The 21,531-nt window shown below is 55.0% G+C and carries 18 protein-coding genes; 13 read left to right on the plus strand and 5 right to left on the minus strand.

The window, feature by feature from the left end; translation table 11 throughout:
- Nucleotides 1–31 precede the first annotated feature (31 nt).
- A complete protein-coding gene (locus tag L0666_RS09895; protein WP_235261149.1) occupies nucleotides 32–556 on the plus strand; it encodes a hypothetical protein in 525 nt (174 codons plus the stop codon).
- Between the two features lie 318 nt (nucleotides 557–874).
- Nucleotides 875–1,510 carry a VPLPA-CTERM sorting domain-containing protein gene (locus L0666_RS09900; protein ID WP_235261150.1) on the plus strand — a complete coding sequence of 212 codons (636 nt, stop codon included), beginning with the start codon at nucleotides 875–877 and terminating at the stop codon, nucleotides 1,508–1,510.
- A gap of 30 nt (nucleotides 1,511–1,540) precedes the next feature.
- On the opposite strand, the gene prpE is transcribed toward L0666_RS09900, so the two are convergent.
- The 3 genes from prpE to L0666_RS09915 form a co-directional block, all read right to left on the minus strand.
- On the minus strand, nucleotides 1,541–3,433 hold the full coding sequence (gene prpE, locus L0666_RS09905; RefSeq protein ID WP_235261151.1) for a propionate-CoA ligase PrpE: 1,893 nt from the start codon (nucleotides 3,431–3,433) through the stop codon (nucleotides 1,541–1,543).
- Nucleotides 3,434–3,648: 215 nt separating this feature from the next.
- The gene (locus L0666_RS09910; RefSeq protein ID WP_235261152.1) at nucleotides 3,649–4,044 is read right to left on the minus strand and encodes a hypothetical protein; all 396 of its coding nucleotides are present in this window, start codon (nucleotides 4,042–4,044) and stop codon (nucleotides 3,649–3,651) included.
- Between the two features lie 391 nt (nucleotides 4,045–4,435).
- Nucleotides 4,436–6,730: an NADP-dependent malic enzyme gene (locus tag L0666_RS09915; protein ID WP_235261153.1), complete on the minus strand. Its 2,295-nt coding sequence runs from the start codon at nucleotides 6,728–6,730 to the stop codon at nucleotides 4,436–4,438.
- A gap of 141 nt (nucleotides 6,731–6,871) precedes the next feature.
- Here L0666_RS09915 and L0666_RS09920 point away from each other — a divergent pair, with 141 nt between their 5' ends.
- The 7 genes from L0666_RS09920 (at nucleotide 6,872) to L0666_RS09950 (ending at nucleotide 14,192) form a co-directional block, all read left to right on the plus strand.
- A complete protein-coding gene (locus tag L0666_RS09920; protein ID WP_235261154.1) occupies nucleotides 6,872–7,960 on the plus strand; it encodes a cupin domain-containing protein in 1,089 nt (362 codons plus the stop codon).
- A gap of 23 nt (nucleotides 7,961–7,983) precedes the next feature.
- Nucleotides 7,984–8,400 carry a cytidine deaminase gene (locus L0666_RS09925; RefSeq protein WP_272492179.1) on the plus strand — a complete coding sequence of 139 codons (417 nt, stop codon included), beginning with the start codon at nucleotides 7,984–7,986 and terminating at the stop codon, nucleotides 8,398–8,400.
- A 1-nt stretch (nucleotide 8,401) separates the two neighbouring features.
- Complete coding sequence (locus L0666_RS09930) at nucleotides 8,402–9,706, plus strand: thymidine phosphorylase (protein WP_235261156.1); 1,305 nt, start codon at nucleotides 8,402–8,404, stop codon at nucleotides 9,704–9,706.
- Entirely contained in the window at nucleotides 9,703–10,905 is a 1,203-nt protein-coding gene (locus L0666_RS09935) for a phosphopentomutase (protein ID WP_235261157.1), read from the plus strand. The genes L0666_RS09930 and L0666_RS09935 overlap by 4 nt, the downstream gene beginning before the upstream one ends.
- On the plus strand, nucleotides 10,902–11,888 hold the full coding sequence (locus L0666_RS09940) for an adenosine deaminase (RefSeq protein ID WP_235261158.1): 987 nt from the start codon (nucleotides 10,902–10,904) through the stop codon (nucleotides 11,886–11,888). The genes L0666_RS09935 and L0666_RS09940 overlap by 4 nt, the downstream gene beginning before the upstream one ends.
- Complete coding sequence (gene upp, locus L0666_RS09945) at nucleotides 11,885–12,523, plus strand: uracil phosphoribosyltransferase (RefSeq protein WP_216038277.1); 639 nt, start codon at nucleotides 11,885–11,887, stop codon at nucleotides 12,521–12,523. The genes L0666_RS09940 and upp overlap by 4 nt, the downstream gene beginning before the upstream one ends.
- Before the next feature lie 67 nt (nucleotides 12,524–12,590).
- The gene (locus L0666_RS09950) at nucleotides 12,591–14,192 is read left to right on the plus strand and encodes an SPOR domain-containing protein (RefSeq protein WP_235261159.1); all 1,602 of its coding nucleotides are present in this window, start codon (nucleotides 12,591–12,593) and stop codon (nucleotides 14,190–14,192) included.
- 64 nt (nucleotides 14,193–14,256) lie between these two features.
- Here the strand turns inward: L0666_RS09950 and L0666_RS09955 are convergent, their stop codons facing one another.
- Nucleotides 14,257–15,276 (minus strand): hypothetical protein, encoded by a 1,020-nt coding sequence (locus tag L0666_RS09955; protein WP_235261160.1) that lies wholly within the window; start codon nucleotides 15,274–15,276, stop codon nucleotides 14,257–14,259.
- A 190-nt stretch (nucleotides 15,277–15,466) separates the two neighbouring features.
- Between L0666_RS09955 and L0666_RS09960 the strand changes: the two genes are divergently transcribed.
- Together L0666_RS09960 and L0666_RS09965 are read left to right on the plus strand one after the other, a co-directional pair.
- Complete coding sequence (locus L0666_RS09960) at nucleotides 15,467–17,281, plus strand: BCCT family transporter (RefSeq protein WP_235261161.1); 1,815 nt, start codon at nucleotides 15,467–15,469, stop codon at nucleotides 17,279–17,281.
- 104 nt (nucleotides 17,282–17,385) lie between these two features.
- Nucleotides 17,386–18,162: a HalD/BesD family halogenase gene (locus L0666_RS09965; RefSeq protein WP_235261162.1), complete on the plus strand. Its 777-nt coding sequence runs from the start codon at nucleotides 17,386–17,388 to the stop codon at nucleotides 18,160–18,162.
- Nucleotides 18,163–18,167: 5 nt separating this feature from the next.
- Here L0666_RS09965 and L0666_RS09970 read toward each other — a convergent pair whose 3' ends face one another.
- Entirely contained in the window at nucleotides 18,168–19,787 is a 1,620-nt protein-coding gene (locus L0666_RS09970) for an AMP-binding protein (RefSeq protein ID WP_235261163.1), read from the minus strand.
- A 128-nt stretch (nucleotides 19,788–19,915) separates the two neighbouring features.
- On the opposite strand from L0666_RS09970, the gene L0666_RS09975 reads away from it, so the two are divergent.
- Together L0666_RS09975 and L0666_RS09980 are read left to right on the plus strand one after the other, a co-directional pair.
- Nucleotides 19,916–20,815 carry a DMT family transporter gene (locus tag L0666_RS09975; protein ID WP_235261164.1) on the plus strand — a complete coding sequence of 300 codons (900 nt, stop codon included), beginning with the start codon at nucleotides 19,916–19,918 and terminating at the stop codon, nucleotides 20,813–20,815.
- Nucleotides 20,812–21,477 (plus strand): sulfotransferase family 2 domain-containing protein, encoded by a 666-nt coding sequence (locus L0666_RS09980; RefSeq protein WP_235261165.1) that lies wholly within the window; start codon nucleotides 20,812–20,814, stop codon nucleotides 21,475–21,477. Before L0666_RS09975 ends, L0666_RS09980 begins: the two co-directional genes overlap by 4 nt.
- The last annotated feature ends 54 nt before the right edge of the window (nucleotides 21,478–21,531 follow it).

The raw sequence follows: 21,531 nt of genomic DNA on the forward strand, positions 1-21,531 counted from the left end.
TAGAATTCACTCCCTTTAGAAAGTAAATGTAATGAAGTTCGTTTTTCCAATTATCGGCCTGACAGCACTGACTGCCTGTATGACGCCCCTGCCGTCCCCAGAGGAAGTTATCCCGTTTTCGCAAGTCTTGGCGGAAACGGAAGGGCGTCCCTATGAGTGTTCCGAATATGACGCCGCGACTGATACTTGCGATGCGATCACGACAACCCAGATAACTGGCCCAGGGCGTTATTTTTCACGCACGACGTTTTTTGTGGATCCATCGCTTCCGGCCTTGGAAGGGGCGCTTGCGCTATATGATCGTGGCGACGCTGTGTGCGGGAATATGGCAAACAGCGAACTCTCATTCTCCGGCGATGTAGGCTTTGCGCAGGAACTCATGCTCGCGTCTATTGAGAGCGAGTTTGCAACTTTGGGTGAGATTTGTGTCGTCTACACGAAGACCGAAAACGGCTATCGGACACAGGTGATAAGTGGGCCGGATTTAGCCTTTGAAGACCCGATTGATGACTACCAGTTCTTCGCATCACCAAAACCTTTGCGCATCGGGCAGTAACGGTCAAAAACGTGGCATCGGTTGATGTGAGGTCCGCCCCCGAGATCGAACACTTTATTCCATTTGATCCCGGTCAGGAGCTTGAAAGGCGGCTAATCTGCGCGCAATTTGCATGATTCGCACGCATAAGGGGTAGTTTTTTCACATACACACGCTTGGGTGGCGCTCCTAGTGAACTGAAGAGAGACAGTGCCTCTACGTAATGGGCATTGTAGCCTGTTATGCGGTAATCGAGAGCGATTTCCCCCTTAAAATTGACGGAAAAGTACCTTCATCTTATGTGTAAGACCAGAAGAGGTAAGTTTTATGTTAAATTCTATGAAGAAATTTTTTGCTGCGACCGCGACCGCTGTTGTGCTGCCAATGACAGTATCTGCGTCGCCCATCGCGCTGGACAAGACCTACACAAATGTTTTTGGTGATCCTGCACTGTACAGCAATGTTCGAATTCAGAACGGCGCTGACACATTGAATGTTGCAGCGGGCGGTTTTCACGTCACGTCGGAATTTGGTGTTGATTTCATCGCTTGGTGTATCGACCTTGCCGAGAACTTAACCCTGCCTTTTACTTATGATGAAACGGCCACGCCGTTTTCGGCATCTGTAACGGATAACCTTTCGCGTCTATTCACTGGCTTTGTTGCTGATATTGACACTGGCGTTGAAGCCGCTGCATTCCAGGTTTCGATCTGGGAAGTCATTACGGACAGCGACTTGGACCTTGATGCCGGTACTTTTCAACTGCTGAACAATGCAGCGGTTGAGGCCGAAGCAAGTTCATACCTGACGAGCTTGTCGAATTTTGATCCTGCTTACGATCTGTCGTTTTATCTTGCAGACGGATCGCAGGATCTTGTCACGGGCCAACCATCGCCAGTACCGCTTCCAGCTTCTGGGCTGCTGTTGATTGCTGGACTTGGCGCACTTGGCATGCGGGCGCGCAAACGCGCGTAACGCCAATCAGATCGGTAACTTTGTAATTGGCTACCCCTTTGGGTAGCCAATTTTCGTTAGCGCTTCGCGAATTTCATCCAGAATGACGGGATCATCGATCGTGGCGGGCATTTTGTAATCTTCGCCATCTGCGATCTTTACCATAGTCCCACGAAGGATCTTTCCTGAACGCGTTTTCGGCAAGCGATCTACCACGGTGCACATTTTGAATGCTGCAACAGGGCCAATCTTCTCGCGCACGAGCTGAACGCATTCCTTTGTGACATCGTCATCGCTGATCGTCGCACCATTGTTCAAACAGACGAAGCCCATAGGCAGTTGCCCTTTAAGCTGGTCGGTGACACCGATCACTGCGCATTCAGCGACGTCCGGGTGCGCGGCGAGAACTTCTTCCATAGCGCCAGTGCTTAAACGATGACCCGCTACGTTAATCACGTCATCGGTGCGTGCCATGATATAAAGATAGCCGTCATCATCGATCATGCCCGCATCACCTGTCTCGTAGTAGCCGGGGAAGGTTTTCAGGTAACTCGATTTGAACCGGTCTTCGGCGTTCCACAATGTCGGCAGCGTACCCGGAGGCAAAGGCAGTTTGATCGCAATTGCGCCTAACTCACCTGCGGGCATCTTGTGGCCCTCATCGTCCAAGATATCGATATCGAAGCCGGGCAGTGGAACTGATGGGCTGCCAAGTTTGACGTCCATCAGTTCGATGCCGACCGGATTACACACACCGGGGTAGCCGAGCTCGGTCTGCCACCAATGATCGATGATCGGCTTCTTCAAATGGTCTTGCGCCCAGATGATCGTGTCAGGGTCGGCTCGTTCTCCGGCCAAGAACACTTGCCCAAGGCAACTGAGGTCGTATTTCTTGACGAACTCGCCTGTTGGGTCTTCGCGTTTTACAGCGCGGAATGCGGTAGGCGCGGTGAAGAAGCTTTTGACGTTGTGTTCTTCGATCACGCGCCAGAACGTGCCTGCGTCCGGCGTGCCAACGGGCTTGCCTTCAAAAACCACGGTGGTGTTGCCATGGACCAATGGGCCGTAACAAATATAGCTGTGGCCCACGACCCAACCGACATCCGATGCGGCCCACCACACGTCACCGGGGTCGACGTTGTAGATGTTTTTCATGGTCCAATTCAGCGCTACCAAATGGCCGGCGGTGTGACGCACAACGCCTTTGGGTGCGCCAGTGGTACCCGATGTGTAAAGGATATAGGCAGGGTGGTTGCCTTCTACCGGAACGCATTCCGCTGGTTCAACACCGTATTGGAAGCCGTGCCAGTTGTAGTCACGCCCTTCGATCAGTTCGGCGACTTCTTGTTCGCGCTGCAAGATGACGCAGAAATCAGGCTTATGGGTCGCCAGTTCAATGGCACCGTCCAGCAGCGGCTTGTAGTGCACCACGCGGCCTGGCTCTAATCCGCAGGACGCGGCGATAATTGCTTTTGGGGTGGCATCATCTATCCGCACAGCCAATTCATTCGCAGCAAAGCCGCCAAAGACAACCGAATGCACCGCACCGAGGCGGGCACAGGCCAACATAGCCTCGATCGCTTCGGGTACCATTGGCATATAGATAATGACGCGGTCGCCTTTTTCGACACCCTTGGCGCGCAATGCCCCAGCAAGGTTTGCCACGCGATTGCGCAGTTCAACGTATGAGATTTCGCGCTTGGTGTGGGTGATCGGGCTGTCAAAGATAATAGCAGTCTGTTCACCGCGCCCGTTTTCAACGTGGCGGTCCACAGCGTTGTAGCAAGCGTTTACCTTGGCATCAGCATACCATTCATAAAGAGGGGCGTTTTCGTCGAACAAGGCTTTGCTCGGAGGCTTTACCCAGTCAATCGCTTCGGCGGCGTTCATCCAAAACGCTTCCGGATCATCCTGCCAGTTCTTGTAGACTTCTTCGTATGACATAGTGTGCCTCCCCTTACTTTACATAGGGATAGGCCGCGCGGGGGGGATGGGGCAAGCCTGTTAGCGCCGCCAATGAGGGTGGGTTAGCAAAATGTCGCAGCTGCTTGAGTGCAAAGTTTGCAAAGTCGATTGTTTAGCGGTGAATTGCTAAGTTGCTCAGGCTTGCTTGCAAAGTTGCGAATAAACCCACGTTGCCGCCGCGACTCGCTCTAGGTCTATAGCGGCGAGAGCGTTCCCCTCGCGAGAATTTGCGTGCCGAAGCGGGTATCGTAGATTGAGAACTGGTTGCTCGATGTAACAACGATATTGCGACAGGAGTACCTGTTCGGGTCCGAACGGTATGGAAAACATAATCCTTGGGTTTCGACCCTCCAGAGAAGGTTGGCGACCTCGCCGTCCGCATAGGAAAGCACCACAGTGCCATCAGAGTTCAGCTCTGCACGTGTTGGCATACCCAACGACGGATCAATGGGGCGGATCGTCATGACCTGATCGCTTAGCCGAGCCTCAAGCGCGGCACCAGTTAAAGGAGCGCCTCCACTTGCGGGTTCCATACAGGCTGTGAGGGACATCGTTGTGACGGCTGCAAGTGCAAGTGCGATACGGGGCATAAATTCTCCAACTGGTTGTTTTGCAACCTTAGCGACACATCTCCTGCCTGCAAGGGTAGCCGGTTCGAAGTATCCGAGAAAGAAGATGTGATGACCTAGCTGTGTGGGCGTTCTTTCGTCAGGCTTATAGGGTATCAAATTCGAAAGAAGGCCGTCCTAATGTTTCGTTCTACTTTGTTCGCAACTCTAATTCTAAGTCTCGCTGGTTGCGTGGCCCTCAGTGCAAGCGAGGTTGGAACTGATCTGGTAAACACACGCGCAGTTTTCCCACCAACTGACCCTTTCAGTGGGCCTTTCAGATGATTGTCCCCCGATGACACTACAGGGCAATAGAATTACCCTGCAGGCCGGATCGACAACTTTGCGAGGAACGATAACCCCTCTTTAAAGCCTAGCCATAGTGTTTGACGGGCGTACCCGCGATGGCAGCCATGTTCAGTAATCCGCGTGCGGTGATTGACGGCGTCACGATGTGTGCGCGGTTGCCCATGCCCATCAGGATTGGCCCGACTTCTAGGCCGCCGCCTTTCATCTTAAGAATGTTACGTACGCCGCCGGCGGCATCAGCATGGCCAAAAATCAGAACGTTTGCCGCGCCTTTCATGCGACCGTTCGGCAGCAAGCGGTCACGCAGTTCTGGGTCTAGGGCCGCGTCGACGTTCATTTCACCCTCATAGGTGAAATCTACTTTCTGGGCGTCGAGGATTTTCATCGCGGATCGTATACGAGTCCCCGTATCGCAGTTCAGGTTGCCAAATTGCGACTGCGCACAAAACGCGACCTTTGGTTCTAGCCCAAACCGTTTCACGTGGCGTGCAGCACCGATTGCTGTCTGCGCGATCTGTTCACCCGAAGGTTCGGAATGCACGTGGGTGTCGGCGATGAACAGGGGGCCGTCCTCAAGGATCATCATGCTGAGCGCACCCTGAACCTTATGGTTCTCGCCCAAAACCTGTTTCACATAATCCAGATGCCAGCGGAATTGGCCGAAAGTCCCGCAAATCAGGCTGTCCGCCTCTCCGCGTTGAACCATCACGGCGCCAATCGCAGTGGTATTGGTGCGCATTACGGCGCGAGCAATATCAGGGGTGACCCCGTTGCGGGACCGTAAGCTGTGATAGGTTTCCCAGTAGTCGCGGTACCGCGGGTCGTTTTCCGGGTTCACGATGTCGAGGCTGTTAATATCAATCTCAAGCCCAGCGCGTTCAGCGCGGGCTGCGATCACATCAGGACGGCCAATCAAGATCGGCGTTTCTGTGGTCTCTTCCAAGATTGCTTGGCTTGCCCGCAGAACACGTTCGTCTTCGCCTTCGGCAAATACAATCCGACGGGCTTCTTTGGCGGCAGCCTCAAATACGGGGCGCATTAACATTGCGGATTTGAATACCGAGGCATCCAGCTTTGCTTTGTAGTCATCCAGATCGACGGGGCGCGCTGCAACACCGGTTTCCATCGCTGCCTTTGCCACCGCGGAGGCGACAACCCCCATGAGGCGCGGATCGAACGGTTTCGGGATCAGATATTCAGGCCCGAACGTCATCTGTTCGCCTTGATAGGCAGCTGCCGCCTCAGCCGAGGTTGTCGCGCGGGCCAGCGCTGCAATGCCTTCTACGCAACCGATTTGCATGGCGTCGTTAATCTCGGTCGCGCCGACGTCCAATGCCCCGCGAAAGATAAACGGGAAGCACAGCACGTTGTTAACTTGGTTAGGGAAATCGCTGCGTCCTGTGGCCATAATCGCATCTGGTGCAACGCTACGCGCATCTTCGGGTGTAATTTCTGGATTTGGATTGGCCAGCGCAAAAATGATCGGCGCTTTGGCCATCTTAGCGACCATGTCGGGTTTCAGAACGCCGGGGCCGGACAGGCCAAGGAACATGTCCGCGCCCTCAATTACATCACCCAACGTTGCGGGTGTTTTGCCTTGGGCGTACTCCGCTTTTTGCGGTGTCATGTCTTTCGCGCGGCCCTCATAGACCAGCCCTTCGATGTCACACAGCCAGACATTCTCGCGCTTTACGCCAAGTTTTAGGAGCATGTTGAGGCAGGCAATGCCCGCAGCGCCGCCGCCTGTGCTGACGATTTTGATGTCTTCAAATTTCTTACCCGACACTTGCAAAGCATTGGTCGCAGCAGCCCCGACAACAATTGCAGTACCGTGCTGATCGTCATGAAATACGGGGATGTTCATCCGCTCGCGACACAGTTTCTCAACGATAAAACAGTCAGGTGCTTTGATATCTTCAAGGTTGATCGCGCCAAACGTTGGTTCTAGTGCGCAAACGATATCTGCCAGTTTTTCAGGGTCTGGTTCGTTTACCTCAATGTCAAAGCAGTCGATGTTCGCGAACTTCTTGAATAGGACTGCTTTGCCTTCCATAACGGGTTTACTTGCCAGCGCCCCGATGTTGCCAAGCCCCAGAACTGCCGTACCGTTGGTGACAACAGCCACCAGATTGCCGCGCGCGGTGTAGTCGCCTGCTGTGGCGGCATCTTCTTTGATCTCAAGGCAGGCCTCAGCCACGCCAGGGGAGTAGGCGCGCGCCAGGTCCCGACCATTGGCCATCGGTTTGGTTGCGCGGATCTCCAGTTTCCCGGGTTTTGGGTATTTATGATATTCCAATGCCGCGTGTCGCAAGGCTTCTTTTTGGGCGTCTTTAGGCGGAGTTTTGGGTGTATCAGTCATCGGTTTCCCGTTCGATTGAGGGGTATTCAAAAATTAGTTTAACGTTAAACTATCTTGCTGACGTTAAGGAAGCTCTATTTCCCCTATAGTCCGAAGGCGCACTCTCTTGCAAATCGGAAAGCGGGGCCGCAAATTGACCAAATGATAAATAATCCTGACATCCGTGCTGAGGTTTGCCTGCCAACGAAGGCATTGACCGCTGACATTGGTTTTTTCACCAAAACCTTAAAGATGCGCATGGATAGTATTTATCCCGCCGACGATCCATCTATCGCTGTATTTTCCGGTCATGGATTACGTGTGCGTTTGGATGCGTCGCAAACTGGCGAGGCGGGGCGCTTACGTATCTTGACAGATGATGTCGGGTTTGCGGACAGCCGGTCCCTCACATCCCCCGGTGGTACGACAGTTGAAATCGACGGACTCAACCCGCCGCTTCATTTGCCGCAAACAGACCACGCCTTTGTGGTGCGCCGTTTGGCAGATCAGGCGCCTTGGGTGATAGGTCGCGCAGGCATGCATTACCGAGACTTGATTCCGTCTCGTTTGGGTGGGTCGATCATCGCCAGCCACATTCGCATTCCCGACGGCGGCCCGGTGCCTGACATGGTGCACTACCATAAGGTCGGGTTTCAGTTGATCTACTGCTATCGAGGTTGGGTCGATGTGATTTACGAAGATCAGGGCGGCCCAATCCGGCTTCATGCGGGAGACTGCTTTATCCAGCCACCGGAAATTCGCCACCGCGTCCTTGAGGCATCAGATGGCATTGAGGTGATTGAAATTGGCGTGCCCGCAGAGCATATCACTGAAATTGAGCATGAAATGACGCTGCCGACGCCGCAGTTGCGCCCCGATCGCGAATGGCAGGGGCAAAAATTCGTGCACAACGTCGGTAAAGATGCACACTGGCAGCCCTTCCGACTTCCCGGGTTTATAGCGCGGGATACTACGATCAATGAGGCTACAAAGTCCGTTGCAGGCGTACAGGTCGTGCGCCGCGGGGACGGGTTCCCCCAATGGGCCACACACGACGCGGACATCCATTTCACCTTTGTCATGGAGGGTTCGATGACCCTAGAAGGTGAGGGCAAGGATCCATACCGCCTTGAGGCTGGCGATGCGTTCGTCATCCCGCCTGGCATGGCGACCCGATATAGTGATGCGACCGAGGACCTTGAACTGCTTGAGGTGTCGCTTGCCGGAAAATTCACAACGACTTTGGCTTGAAACTGGACCGCAACAGGCTCACGCTGCATAAAAAAGGAGCTGCCAAAATGTCCCTTATAGATGATGCCCGTAAGGTGCGTGAAAACGCCTATGCCCCATATTCGAACTTTGCCGTTGGGGCCGCGATCAAAACAATAGATGGTAATGTTTACAAAGGCATAAATGTTGAAAACGTGGCCTATCCGGAAGGCACCTGCGCCGAAGCGGGGGCCATTGCCGCCATGTGTGCAGCGGGTGAGCGCCAGATTTCAGAAGTGGCCGTGATCGCCGATGCGCCCGCACCTGTGCCGCCTTGTGGCGGGTGCCGACAGAAAATCGCTGAATTTGCAGGGCCTGATGTGGTTGTGACCATGGCGACGATGGATGGAAAAACATTGCAGATGACGGTGGCCGATCTATTGCCGGGACGCTTTACCGCAGATCACATGGCAAATTCCTAAGATGGATGCGCGCGCCATCATTGCCAAAGTGCGGAGGGGCATCGCCCCCAACACCGAAGAGATCACATGGTTCGCCAATGGTCTTGCCACGCGGGCCGTTTCGGATGCGCAGGCGGGGGCATTTGCGATGGCCGTTTGCCTAAAGGGGTTGAGCGAAGAAGGTCGTGTTGCGCTGACATGTGGGATGCGCGACAGCGGCGACGTGATGAAATGGGATTTGCAGGGGCCGGTGCTTGATAAGCATTCCACAGGCGGAGTTGGGGACCCTGTTTCTCTGATCCTTGCGCCAGCTTTGGCAGCCTGTGATGTCTTTGTGCCAATGGTTTCTGGGCGCGGCCTCGGCCATACTGGCGGTACGCTGGACAAGCTCGAAAGCATCCCCGGCCTCAACACGGCACTCACGCCTGCGGAGTTTCGCCAGGTGACCCGTGACGTTGGCTGTGCAATCGTCAGCGCGACCCGGACAATCGCGCCGGCAGATAAACGTTTATATGCCATTCGGGATGTTACTGCTACCGTAGAGAGTGTTGATTTGATCTGTGCGTCGATCCTGTCCAAGAAACTGGCGGCTGGTCTTGACGGGCTTGTTCTGGATGTCAAAGCGGGCAGCGGCGCCTTTATGAAGACACCTGAGGAGGCCGCGGTTCTTGCTCGGGCGTTGGTTTCAACGGCGAATGGTGCGGGCACACCGACGGCGGCGTTCATCACTGACATGTCGCAGCCCCTCGCGCCTAGCCTTGGTAACGCACTTGAGGTTGCAACCTGTCTTGAGGTCCTTTCAGGCAATCGCGCGGCGGCACCGCGGCTACATGATCTGACGGTTGCACTCTGCGCGCGCGTCTTGGCGCTGTCAGGTCATTCCGAGGGTGAGGCCGAAGAACGTGTGACGGCGGCAATTTCTTCGGGCCACGCGATGGTGTGTTTTGCCGCTATGATACGCGCTATGGGCGGCCCGCCAGATATCGCCGAAGACTGGCACACACATTTGCCCAAAGCCCCTGTTGTCGGGGATGTGCCTGCGCCGACGTCGGGGACGATCACGGCCATTGATGGCGAAGCGCTTGGTTTGGCTGTCGTACAAATGGGTGGTGGACGGCAGGTCGAAAGTGATCGTATTGATCCGCGCGTCGGGCTTTCCGATGTGTTGCCCTTGGGAACTAAGGTGAGCCGTGGCGACCCTCTGGTAACGATCCACGCCGCCGACGAAGACAGTGCCGAGGCCGCCGCGCGGACTGTTCAGAACGCCATCACAATCGGGCAAGCCGTTGAAACGCCTGACCTTATACTTGAAAGGATCGAAGAATGACGCGCGCCTTTTTGATCGTAATTGACAGCGTTGGTATCGGCGGCGCGCCAGATGCTGCGCAGTTCTTTAACGGCGACGTTCCCGATACAGGCGCCAACACTCTTGGCCACATCGCGCAGGCCTGCGCCGCAGGGCAGGCCGAAGACGGGCGCAGCGGACCGCTCCATATCCCAAACCTCAACGCACTGGGGGCGGGGGCGGCGATCAAGAATGCCACAGGGTTGGACCTTGGATGGCCTGCGCCCACCGGTGCCTATGCCAACGCGGTAGAAATAAGCATGGGCAAGGACACGCCGTCAGGCCATTGGGAATTGGCGGGCGTGCCGGTGCCGTGGGATTGGCATACATTTCCAAATCAAACGCCAGCTTTTCCACAAGCCGTGAGCGACCGCATCAGCGAACTTGCTGGAACCGACGGCATTCTTGCCAATTGCCACGCCTCTGGCACGCAAGTGATTGAAGACTTCGGCGATGAACATGTCCGAACAGGCAAGCCTATTTGCTATACGTCGGTGGACAGCGTCCTTCAGATCGCGGCCCATGAAGACCACTTCGGGCTAGATCGCCTTTTGCAGCTTTGCGAGGATCTGTCGCCCATGCTGCACGAGATGAAAGTTGGTCGCGTGATCGCCCGCCCGTTTGTAGGTGATAGCGGCGATTATCAACGCACTTTGAACCGACATGACTATGCCATCTCACCGCCGTCACCTACGTTGTGTGATTGGGTGCGTGAGGCAGGGCATTCCGTGCAAGCGATTGGTAAGATTGGAGATATCTTCTCCATGCGTGGCATTGACGAGGTCCGTAAAGGCGCTGACGCGACATTGATGGATCACTTGTTTGATATGGTTGACGATGCGCCCGATGGCGGGTTTGTCTTTGCAAACCTCGTGGAGTTCGACAGCCTTTATGGCCATCGCCGTGATGTGTCTGGCTATGCGCGCCATCTTGAATGGTTTGATGCAGAACTCGGTAAGCTGCTTCCTAAATTGCGGGACGGAGACCTGCTGTGTGTCACGGCCGATCATGGCAACGATCCGACATGGGGTGGCACAGATCACACCCGCGAACAGGTGCCCGTTTTGATCCACGGGGCAGGGTCCCGCGACCTTGGCCAGATCGCATTCGTTGATGTCGCCGCGAGCATTGCCACTCACCTTGGTGTGCCGCCTCAAGGCACCGGAAAGAGCTTCTTATGACCTACAAATCTATGCCGAAAGTAGAACTACATACGCACATCGAAGGCTGCGCACCTCCTGCGTTTATCCGAGGGCTCGCCAAGGAAAAGTCTATTGATATCAGTGGTATATTTAACCCTGATGGCACCTATGCATATCGTGATTTCAATCATTTTCTTGAAGTCTACGAGGCCGCGTGCACGACCCTGCAAGGCCCACAGGATTTTTATCGTCTGACGAAAGCCATCCTCGAAGAAAGCGCTTCGCACGGTGTTGTCTATCAAGAGACGTTTATCTCACCGGACTTCTGCGGCGGTGGTGATGTGTCCGCATGGCGCGAATACCTTGATGCCATCCAAATGGCGGCTGATGAATCTGACCGCGATCTGGGCATTACATTGAAATGCGTGGCGACCTGCGTACGCCACTTTGGATCGGACAAGGCCAATGCTGCCGCCAAATGTGCGGCAGAAACCAAGGGTGACTTTGTGACCGGGTTTGGGATGGGCGGCGCAGAAACCTTCGGGACACCAGCCGACTTTGCTTATGCCTATGATATGGCGCGCGAGGCGGGGTTGGAATTGACATGCCATGCAGGCGAATGGGGCGGCCCAGAAATGATCGCAGCCACTTTGCGCGATCTCAAGGTCACGCGCATTGGCCACGGTGTAGACGCCATCAAAGACCTCGCATTGATGAAGCAGATCATCGACACCGATGTCGTGCTTGAGGTTTGCCCCGGATCAAACGTGTTCTTGCAAGCCACAGGTGGTTGGTCAGAACATCCTATCCAGCGGTTACGCGATGCGGGGGTTAAGGTCACTGTTTCCACAGATGATCCGCCCTTTTTCGGCACAACAATGACCAACGAATTCGACATGCTTTCCCAGACGTTCGGTTGGGGTGAGGATGATTTCAAAGCCGTCAACGAAACCGCCCTCGCGGCGGCATTCTGTGACGATGACACGCGTTCTAAAATTGCCAAACGATTGGAAATCGCATGACTGACCTGCCGCACCTTACCCATGTCAAACACCCGCTGGTGCAGCACAAGCTGACCCTGATGCGCGACAAAGACACGTCAACCGCGGTGTTCCGTCAGTTGTTGCGTGAGATTTCTCAACTGCTCGCCTATGAGGTGACGCGCGAATTGCCGATGACAACCAAGCGTATCGATACCCCTATGGAGCCGATGGATGCGCCAACCCTTGAGGGCCGCAAACTTGCACTCATTTCGATTTTGCGAGCAGGCAATGGGTTGTTGGACGGGATGTTAGAGCTCATCCCATCGGCGCGTGTCGGCTTTGTTGGGCTTTACCGCGACGAAGAGACACTGCAGCCCGTGCAGTACTATTTTAAGGTGCCGGAGAAAATGGACGAGCGTATGGTTATCGCCGTTGATCCGATGTTGGCGACTGGAAATTCATCTATCGCTGCGATTGATTTGCTAAAGAAATCAGGCGCGAAAAACATTCGGTTCCTGTGTTTGTTGGCCTCTCCTGAAGGGATTGCTGCAATGAAGGCTGCACATCCAGACGTGCCAATTGTGACGGCGTCGGTAGATAGTCACTTGAATGACAATGGATATATTGTGCCAGGGCTAGGGGATGCGGGTGACCGCATGTTTGGCACAAAATAAAGGGGACAATCTATTTACAAATTAGGCATTGTTGGGCATTCTTCCACAATATATTGTGGGGGCATCAATGTTTAATATTCGCCAGCAGTTTGGTTTGCTTACGTCAGTCGCGGTTACCGCGACACTCTTAATGGGCACCGCGAGTGCGCAATCATTGCGCAATTCACAGCCACCAGCTGAGCTGCCACCATCATCATATGCAGCTAATCAATACGTCGACAGTCGAGGGTGCGTGTTTGTACGCGCTGGCATTGGCGGAACGACACAGTGGGTTCCTCGAGTCTCTCGTTCGCGCGAACAGCTTTGTGGCTTCCAGCCGTCCCAATCGAGCGGGACGACAACAGCCGCTGCGCCGCAAACGGCGCCAGCGCCAACCCCTGAACCGGCACAAGTTGCCAGCGCCCCCGCAGCGGCTCCGGCCCCTACACCTGCACCTACCACAGCGCCAGAACCCGTAGCTGCCCCAGCACCAGTTGTTCAGGCTGCTCCGGCACCGATCGCGCGTGTAACGCCGACGGTCAGCACGACACCGCAGCAACCTGCCGCAGCAACGAGCCCGTCACCGCGGGTCATTACAGCGCCGGCTCCAGCGCCTCAGCCTCGCATCCTGACAAAGGCCGAAGCTTGCGAGGGTTTGACGGGAATCCAGCAAAACATGATCAGCCAACGCACCGGTCAGCCAATCGATTGCGGGGGCGCGCCTGCCGCTCCGCAGGTTGCCTCTGCTGTAACGCCAGTCGTCCGGCCGACCGATCTAACGGCAACGCAAGCCGAAGCCCCATCGCGGCTGACACGTCAAGAAGCCTGTGCCGACATGGCCGCCACTGGCCGGAGTTATGTGAGCGCGATGACCGGTCTTCCGATCAACTGTGCCACCACAACAACGACAGGCAACAGATTGGCCCAGCTGCGCGCAGATCTGTCACTGCCTCAGCAACCCTATTCGAACCCGCTAGACGCAGCGCCTGGATCGACATTCGTCGGTATGACGCGTCCTGTCGCGACAGCTCGTACAAACACACGTTCCTATTCGAACCCACTCGATTCAGCTCCTGGGTCCACGACCTTTGTACCGGGTGCAAACACACAGCTTTCATCGCAGACCACGACAACTCATGTCGCGACCGTGTCACGGGCACAGTCATCGCAGGGATTCTTGGCAGGGCTTTTAGGGCAGACCCCTCCACCTTATTCTAACCCGTCCAACACCTATGCGCTTCCAACTCCGACTGTGCCAGACGGTTTTGAACGTGTTTGGAATGATGGTCGCATGAACACTCAACGTGGCATCCCTGTTAACCAGATGACGCGTAGCCCGTCTGATTACACCAATCACGAGCGTTACGCTCAGGTGCCAGCAACGCAGCCGACTGCGACCACACAACAGCGCACCACAACACGCGCCGTTGCACCACAGCCGCAGCGGGCTGAACAGATTAGCGGCCACCGTTATGTCCAAGTCGGCACTTTTGGGACACGAAACGAAGCACAGGCGATTGCAAGGTCCTTGCGATCACGTGGGTTGCCAATGCGGGTTGGCGTGTTCAATCAGAATGGTCGCGAGATGCGTATCGTACTGGCGGGACCGTTCGCGAATGACAGTCAGCTAAATAACGCACTTGGAACGGCACGCAGCGCCGGTTTCTCCAGCGCATTCACTCGCCGCTAAGAACCAGTTCTCCCGAGGAGGGGCCCCGCAATCGAGCGCGGGGTCTCTTCTTGTTCGGGTTTTGTTAGCCGCATATCCCTTGCAAACTGATCCACTCAGCATCAGTGAGTAGCGTCTCATCGCTGCGCCCTTGCATCGGGTCTGCTTCGATAAGGCCAAGTGTGCTTTCACCAGTCACGTCGAGACTATAGGCGAAAGGCGTGCTTGGGATCTGGGCCGCTTCAAACAGGTTCAGCAGCTCCGCATCGTCCGCTCGTTGCGGAGGATTGGTAAACAGGGTTTCGGCATAGGTCTTTAGGGTCTCGCCATCGATTTCGCCCGTTGTCAGTAAGGTGAAAGTCGTCCCGATGCCGCTTTCTTTCAAGAGCGCCGCCAGCGGATCAACTGCGCGGGCCTGCGAGGTCGCGGCGAAAATATGCCCCGCCACAACTGCGGGGTCCTCGGTGTCTTCAATTAAGTCGCGGTTCATAACGATCAAACCACCCGGCAAATAAACCGCGGAATCTGGTCCAGACGGCACGACAAGCGCTTGGCCGCCTGCATCTGGTCCTAAGGCACGGGTATAAAGCTTGCTCATTGCTTGCGTGCCTAACGTGCTGCGGCAGGTTTGCCCCGTGACACGTTGAATATGACCTAGCAAAGTCGCTCCAATTTCGCTGCGTTGTACTGGGGGGACCACGCTTTGTGCTTGGCGGATCAATGCATCTGGCAACCAAAAGATCGCCAATGCGCCTAGCCCACAAACCGTCATCAGAAGACCGATATTGCGCAGCCGTCCTGGTTTGCTACGGCGTTTTTTAACGGTGGTGCGGACCTTTTCCATGGCATCGATCATGAAATCGTCGCTGATTTCCAAGGTCTCCGTGGCATCGATTGCTGGTGTGAATAGCGCCGGTCGTTCGCCTGCATTAAGGCGTTCGACTGCCGGAAGGGACCAATGGGCCAATGCACGGCCGGCAGTATCTGAAATCACAAGCGTAGCTTTGCCGAAGGATACAGTCACCTCGCGACGCTGCGCATTAGGGTCAGGACGCCAAAGTCCGCCACTTTCTAACCGTTCGAAATCTGTCAGTGCCGTTGTCATTCTGGGGCCTGCTCTGCCTCCGCTTTCTGCAATTCTAACGCGAAGCCGGAAAAATTAACAGCCGTTTATGGGCTATCAAGTGACGCTGTTTGTTTTTGAGATGGGTTATGGCTGTGCTAAAATGTCGCAGGCGCAGACGTTTAAGCGCCATCAATGGAAGGGCGAGAAGCGCCCGAAAGAGAGGGACAAAATGGCACCTAAGGCACCATTCACGGATCTTGAGATCCCCAAACAAGACGGGGGATTTTATCATGGATACAGTCTTCCGATCGCACTGATATCAAAAGGCCTTATGGTCGCGCTTGTGCTCTGGGCGTTGTTCTGGCCAGTGACAGCTGGCAATACGCTAGACAGTTGGAACTGGTCGCTGCTGCTCGGATTTAACACATTCTACATCATTTCAGTTGGTGCGTTTGCCTTCTTTCTAATCGTTCTGGCGATATTGCCGATTGGTAAAAAGAAACTCGGCGCGCCGGGCGAAGCCCCCGAGTTTTCCAACTTCTCGTGGTTCTCGATGATGTTTGGTGCTGGTTTGGGTGTTGGTTTGATGGTCTTCGCGACCGCCGAACCCTTGGGCCTGTGGGGGTCAAACCCATTGACAGTCTCAGGAGAGGTTACTGCGAATTCACCCGAAGCAGTGCAAAGTGCATATCGTTACACCTTTTTGCACTATGGGTTACACGCATGGGCGATCTACGTGGTGACTGGGCTGTCGTTGGCCTACTACGCCTATACGCGTGATATGCCACTAACGATCCGATCTGCTTTGACGCCACTACTCGGACGTGCCGCAAATGGGTTCATCGGACATGTTGTTGATGTGCTTGGGGTTGTTGCGACGATCCTTGGTGTTTCTGTCACCATTGGGTTTGGCGTGAGCCAGTTCATTGACGGGGTATACGCAGTCACTGGAATGGAATGGCTGATGGGGGCCGCTGAAGGTGACGCGCCGCCAGCGCCTTCAACCGTTGGCCTGTTGGCTGGTTTGCTTGTCATCATGTGCTTGTCAATTCTGTCGGCGGTGTCGGGTGTTGGCCGAGGCATCAAATACCTGTCCAACTTGAACCTTGTGCTGTCCGTCATCCTACTTTTGACATTTGTGATCTTCGGGTCGTTCATGTTTGCGATGACGACATATGGAACGGCGTTGGTAGACTATATCCTGCACTTCTTTAATTTGTCGTTTGGTGCATCGGGGGCATTGTCAGCCGATGCGTTCGCCGCTGCACTTCCAGCCGAGGCCGCAGGCCAAGCCGAAGCGCTTTATGGCGGTGCGACCAACGCATGGGGGTCGTTCGACGGGTTCGTCGGCGGGCTCGAAGGAGAGGCAGCAGCGCTTCCACAAGAGACCCTTGCCGCAGCTTACGAGGCGGGCAATCAAGGACGTCAGTTCGGTTGGCAGTCCGGTTGGACTACGTTCTACTGGGCATGGTGGATTGCGTTTTCGCCATTCGTCGGCTTGTTCCTTGCGCGTATTTCACGCGGGCGCACCGTGCGTGAATTCATCCTTGGCTGTGTAATTGCACCGTCTCTGGTGTGTTTCGCTTGGATGACCATATTGGGTGGCACGGCCATCGATCTGGAACTGGCAGGCGCCGCAGAAGGTGCGATTATCGGGGCTTCCAATACGAACAAACTGTTCGTTACGCTTAGCTATATGATCTCTGGCGGGTTCCTGACGGCCATTACCATTATGTGTGTGGTTCTGATTATGACCTTCCTCGTGACTTCGGCGGATTCGGGTATCTTAGTGATGAACACGATCATGTCTGGTGGCGAACAGGAGACAGGCATCAAGCACCGTATCATCTGGGGCATCATCCTGACGTTGGTGATTGGCTCTTTGCTGGTCGCAGGTGGGCTCAGTACCACAGGCAACCCGTTTGATGCGCTTCAAGATGCGATGATCATCGGGGCGTTGCCCTTTACGATTGTCATGGTCTTGATGGTAATCGCGTTAATCAAAGCGATGTACAATGACACGCGCCGAGCCAAGGCCGACTAACTGCTGAGCTACGGTGTTGGGCGGCGCATTGCCTATGTGCCGCCCAACTTGCATCCTTCGCGACGCGGAGTCATGGTCCAGTGACATTCTCATAGGACTTCCGCATGCACCTTTCTGATATCGTCGCCCTAGATCAATACCCGCTAGACGAAGCGTTTGGCGCTCGTTGCGCTGAAATTCTGAACCGCGACGGAGTTCTGGTTTTACCTGATTTCATTAACTCGGCTGCACTTGTGACGTTGCAAGACGAAAGCCGCTTGGGACAGAAAGACGCTTATTTCTGCGCTCAAGATCATTCGGTCTATCTGACGCCAATAAATGATGCCTTTGCGCCGGATCACCCCGCAAATTTGCAGGTTGTGTCATCCAAGGGCTGCATCTGTGACGACAAGATTGCCGAAAAATCCCCGCTGCGGGTCCTGTATGACAGTGAAATTTTCCGTAGCTTCGTCAAGCGCACGACTGGTCAGCCAGAACTTCATTCGTATGCCGACCCGCTGTCATCGATCAATATCCACTATGCGAACCGAGGACAGGAACTGGGCTGGCATTTCGACAACTCGTCGTTCGCCATAACCCTGCTGATCGAAAAGCCCGACGCCGGAAGCCGCTTTGAATACATTAAAGACCTACGCGATGCAGATGCGGGTGACATGAATTACGACGCTGTGGGCGATCTTCTCGCTGGCCGCACGCAGCCAGACGTGCTGGAGATGGAACCAGGCGCGCTGGTGTTATTTCGCGGCCGTAACTCAATCCATCGCGTGTCTCCGAACGAAAGCGATAAGACCCGCATGTTGGCTGTGTTGGCCTATAACGACACCGCAGGCGTCGAGCTTTCAGAAAGTGCGCGCATGACGTTTTATGGGCGCTTGTCCTAATCGAGCTACTTGAACGTCTTGCGCAGTTCGAACTTCTGGATCTTGCCAGTCGAAGTCTTGGGCAACTCGCCAAACACCACTTTCTTAGGGCATTTGAACCCCGCCAAGCGTTCGCGCGTAAACGCGATCAGGGTCGCTTCGTCGTTGGTGTGTCCTTCCTTGAGCTCAACGAATGCGCAAGGCACTTCGCCCCATTTGTCGTCGGGCATGGCCACGACAGCACAGAGCATCACATCAGGGTGCCCCATCAACGCGCCTTCGACTTCAACGGACGAGATGTTTTCGCCGCCAGAAATAATAATGTCTTTGGCGCGGTCTGAAATTTGCATCCAGCCATCGGGATGCTGGACCGCTATGTCTTCGGAATGGAAATAGCCGCCCTTGAATGCCTTTGCAGTGGCGTCAGGGTTCTTCAGGTATCCCTTCATGACCGAATTGCCGCGTATCATTATTTGGCCTTGGGTCTTCCCGTCCATAGGAACCTGCTGCATGTCGTCATCCAGAACGGTAATGTCTTCCATCTGAGGCAGGGCAACGCCTTGGCGCGCCTTGATTGCGGCCTGTTCATCCTCAGGCAAAGCATCCCAGTCTTCGTTCCAAAGGCATTCGGTGACATGGCCGTAGGTCTCGGTCAGTCCGTACACTTGCTGCACGTTGAAACCCAGTTTCCCGATTGCATCTAACGTCGACGGGGCAGGTGGGGCGCCAGCGGTGAAGACCTCGACGGTGTGGTCGAACTCGCGAACGTCCTCAGGTTTGGCGTTGACCAACAGGTTCAGCACAATGGGCGCGCCGCCGAAATGTGTGATCCCTTCATCAGCAATCGCGTCATAAATTGCAGCAGCTGTAATATCGCGACAGCACACGACTGTGCCGCCGATCATCGGCATCATCCATGTGTGGTTCCATCCATTGCAATGGAACAGCGGCACGATGGTCAGGTAGCGTGGATGCAGGGTCATGCGCCATGTGATCGGCGTTCCCGTTGTCATCAAGTAAGCACCACGGTGATGGCACACGACCCCTTTAGGGCGGCCAGTGGTGCCGCTTGTGTAATTCAGTGAAATGCTTTCCCATTCATCCTCTGGCAGCATCCATTCGAAATTCGGATCACCTGCATCCAGAAAGGTTTCGTAATCGATTTGCTCGCCAATCTCGGGCACCCCAGCGACGGGGTCGGGAACTTCGACGACCAAGGGCGCGTCGCCATCCATCAGTTCAATGGCCTGCATACACACAGGAAGGAATTGGCTGTCGCACAAGACAACCTTGGCTTCGCCGTGATCGAAAATGTAGGCGATGGTGTCGACATCCAGCCGGATATTGATGGTGTTCAGAACCGCGCCGCAGGCAGGCACACCAAAGTGCGCTTCGGCTTGGGCGGGGATGTTGGGGAGCAAAGTCGCTACCACATCACCGGGTTGAACGCCGGCCATCGAGAGGGCGGATGCCAGTTGACTAACACGGGCATGATATTGGACGTAAGTCCGGCGGATGTCGCCGTAGACTAATGCCTCATGGTCTGTGAAAACCTTGGCGGCACGTGCCAAATGGCTAAGCGGTGTCAGCGGCACATAATTGGCCGCACATTTGTCCAGCCCGGTTTCGTCTCTCATCCATCCCATTCGCTGAACCTCCCAGAAGCGATTGGCCCGTAGGATGTCGCAGATTTTTGAAATGATAAACACCTTAACAGTCCAAAGGGTCGTTTTTTGGACTGACAGTTGACGAAGGTTCTGGCAAAGCTTGCCCAATGCAACAGACTTTCCCAAAACTGTCGATGATATTCACCCTGTCGGGGATGTTCACGCTGGCTCTGACTGACAACCTGATTGTGCTGGTGTCACAGACGTCATCATTGTGGTTGTTCCAAACGCTACGCGGGATCATCGCGGTTGGGGTGATCCTGTCGTTGGCGTTGATTGGTGCTGTCAGCCTGCGAGCACAGCGGCCCTTTTGGGTGATCCTGCGCAACGTTTTCAACGCAACGGCGTTGCTGATCTATTTTGCCTGCCTCGCGTTCCTTCCTATCGGTATCGTTGCGGCGGGTTTTCTTACAGCCCCGATCTTTGTGTTAGTCCTTTCGATCCTGTTTCGCGGTGAAAAGGCAGGCGTTTGGCGCTGGGGGGCCGTAACACTTGGATTTGTCGGCGCGCTTATGCTGGTTTGGCCAGAAGACGGAAATCTGGAATGGTATTCGGCGCTGCCAGTTTTGGCGGGCCTGTTTTACGCCATCTCTGCCATCGGAACGCGCCAGTGGTGCGAAGGCGAATCTGTTTGGGTGATGACCTTTGCCTATATCGTGATCCTTGGCCTTTGGGGGGCAATCGGCTTGGCTGTGCTTACGATTTGGCCGGTCACAAACGTATCGCCCGAAAACGGGTGGGTGCTGCGCGGTTATGTGCCACCGGATCAGACGATGATGTGGGTGACAATCGCTCAGGCGCTGGGGTCGGTTTTCGGGGTGTTGTTCCTGACCAAAGGCTATCAACTCGGCGAAGCATCCTATGTCGCCATCAATGAATATTCGATGATCGTTTTCGCCGCGTTCTTTGCATGGTTGCTCTGGGGGCAAACGCTTGGCACGGTCGCGTTGGTGGGAATGGGTTTGATCATCCTATCCGGTTCTATCATCGCCGTGAGGTCAAAATGATTATTTCACGAGGGCGCGGTTATATCTTTGTGCACATCCCCAAAACGGGCGGCACGGCGATGGCCTTGGCGCTGGAAAACCGTGCTAAGGCCGATGACATCATGATCGGCGATACGCCAAAGGCCGTGAAGCGACGCGGCAAGGTGAAAGGCGTGCAAACTGCAGGGCGGCTTTGGAAACATTCCACTCTCGCGGACGCCGAAGGGCTTATTAGTCGCGACGATATGAAGGACTTGTTTACCTTTACGCTGGTGCGAAATCCGTGGGACCGTATGGTCAGTTATTACCATTGGCTGCAAACGCAAACCTTTGACCATCCTGCCGTGACCTTGGCAAAAGCCAAGGGGTTTTCCGGCTTTCTAAACGCCCCACTGACACAAGCGACATTTCGTAAGGCGCCCTATGCGTCCTACATGACGGATGGCGCCGGGGTCGAACATGCGGACCTGTATATCAGGCTGGAACACCTGAAACAGGACAGCGCACCGCTGGCCGAACACTTGGGTTTCGATCTTGAGGTTCCGGTTGCTAATGCCAGCGCACGCCCCCGCGATTGGCGCGGATTCTATACAGAGTCTGATGCGGAGCTTCTGGCCGAACTGTGTTCTGAGGACATAAAATTGCACAGCTATTCCTTCGATCCTGAAGGAACCGGCGGCTAATTGTTTCCGGTTTGATGGTTAATCGTTCGTTAACCAAAACATTTCCCGCTGATT

The organism is Octadecabacter algicola (genome assembly GCF_021532625.1).
Classification (GTDB): Bacteria; Pseudomonadota; Alphaproteobacteria; order Rhodobacterales; family Rhodobacteraceae; genus Octadecabacter; species Octadecabacter algicola.

What these genes read in the sequence shown, in the direction of transcription:
- L0666_RS09895 (WP_235261149.1), top strand. Translation starts at nt 32, where the DNA reads ATGAAGTTCGTTTTTCCAATTATCGGCCTGACAGCACTGACTGCCTGT.
- L0666_RS09900 (WP_235261150.1), top strand. Translation starts at nt 875, where the DNA reads ATGAAGAAATTTTTTGCTGCGACCGCGACCGCTGTTGTGCTGCCAATG.
- prpE (WP_235261151.1), bottom strand. Translation starts at nt 3,433, where the DNA reads ATGTCATACGAAGAAGTCTACAAGAACTGGCAGGATGATCCGGAAGCG.
- L0666_RS09910 (WP_235261152.1), bottom strand. Translation starts at nt 4,044, where the DNA reads ATGCCCCGTATCGCACTTGCACTTGCAGCCGTCACAACGATGTCCCTC.
- L0666_RS09915 (WP_235261153.1), bottom strand. Translation starts at nt 6,730, where the DNA reads ATGACTGATACACCCAAAACTCCGCCTAAAGACGCCCAAAAAGAAGCC.
- L0666_RS09920 (WP_235261154.1), top strand. Translation starts at nt 6,872, where the DNA reads ATGATAAATAATCCTGACATCCGTGCTGAGGTTTGCCTGCCAACGAAG.
- L0666_RS09930 (WP_235261156.1), top strand. Translation starts at nt 8,402, where the DNA reads ATGGATGCGCGCGCCATCATTGCCAAAGTGCGGAGGGGCATCGCCCCC.
- L0666_RS09935 (WP_235261157.1), top strand. Translation starts at nt 9,703, where the DNA reads ATGACGCGCGCCTTTTTGATCGTAATTGACAGCGTTGGTATCGGCGGC.
- L0666_RS09940 (WP_235261158.1), top strand. Translation starts at nt 10,902, where the DNA reads ATGACCTACAAATCTATGCCGAAAGTAGAACTACATACGCACATCGAA.
- upp (WP_216038277.1), top strand. Translation starts at nt 11,885, where the DNA reads ATGACTGACCTGCCGCACCTTACCCATGTCAAACACCCGCTGGTGCAG.
- L0666_RS09950 (WP_235261159.1), top strand. Translation starts at nt 12,591, where the DNA reads ATGTTTAATATTCGCCAGCAGTTTGGTTTGCTTACGTCAGTCGCGGTT.
- L0666_RS09955 (WP_235261160.1), bottom strand. Translation starts at nt 15,276, where the DNA reads ATGACAACGGCACTGACAGATTTCGAACGGTTAGAAAGTGGCGGACTT.
- L0666_RS09960 (WP_235261161.1), top strand. Translation starts at nt 15,467, where the DNA reads ATGGCACCTAAGGCACCATTCACGGATCTTGAGATCCCCAAACAAGAC.
- L0666_RS09965 (WP_235261162.1), top strand. Translation starts at nt 17,386, where the DNA reads ATGCACCTTTCTGATATCGTCGCCCTAGATCAATACCCGCTAGACGAA.
- L0666_RS09970 (WP_235261163.1), bottom strand. Translation starts at nt 19,787, where the DNA reads ATGGGATGGATGAGAGACGAAACCGGGCTGGACAAATGTGCGGCCAAT.
- L0666_RS09975 (WP_235261164.1), top strand. Translation starts at nt 19,916, where the DNA reads ATGCAACAGACTTTCCCAAAACTGTCGATGATATTCACCCTGTCGGGG.
- L0666_RS09980 (WP_235261165.1), top strand. Translation starts at nt 20,812, where the DNA reads ATGATTATTTCACGAGGGCGCGGTTATATCTTTGTGCACATCCCCAAA.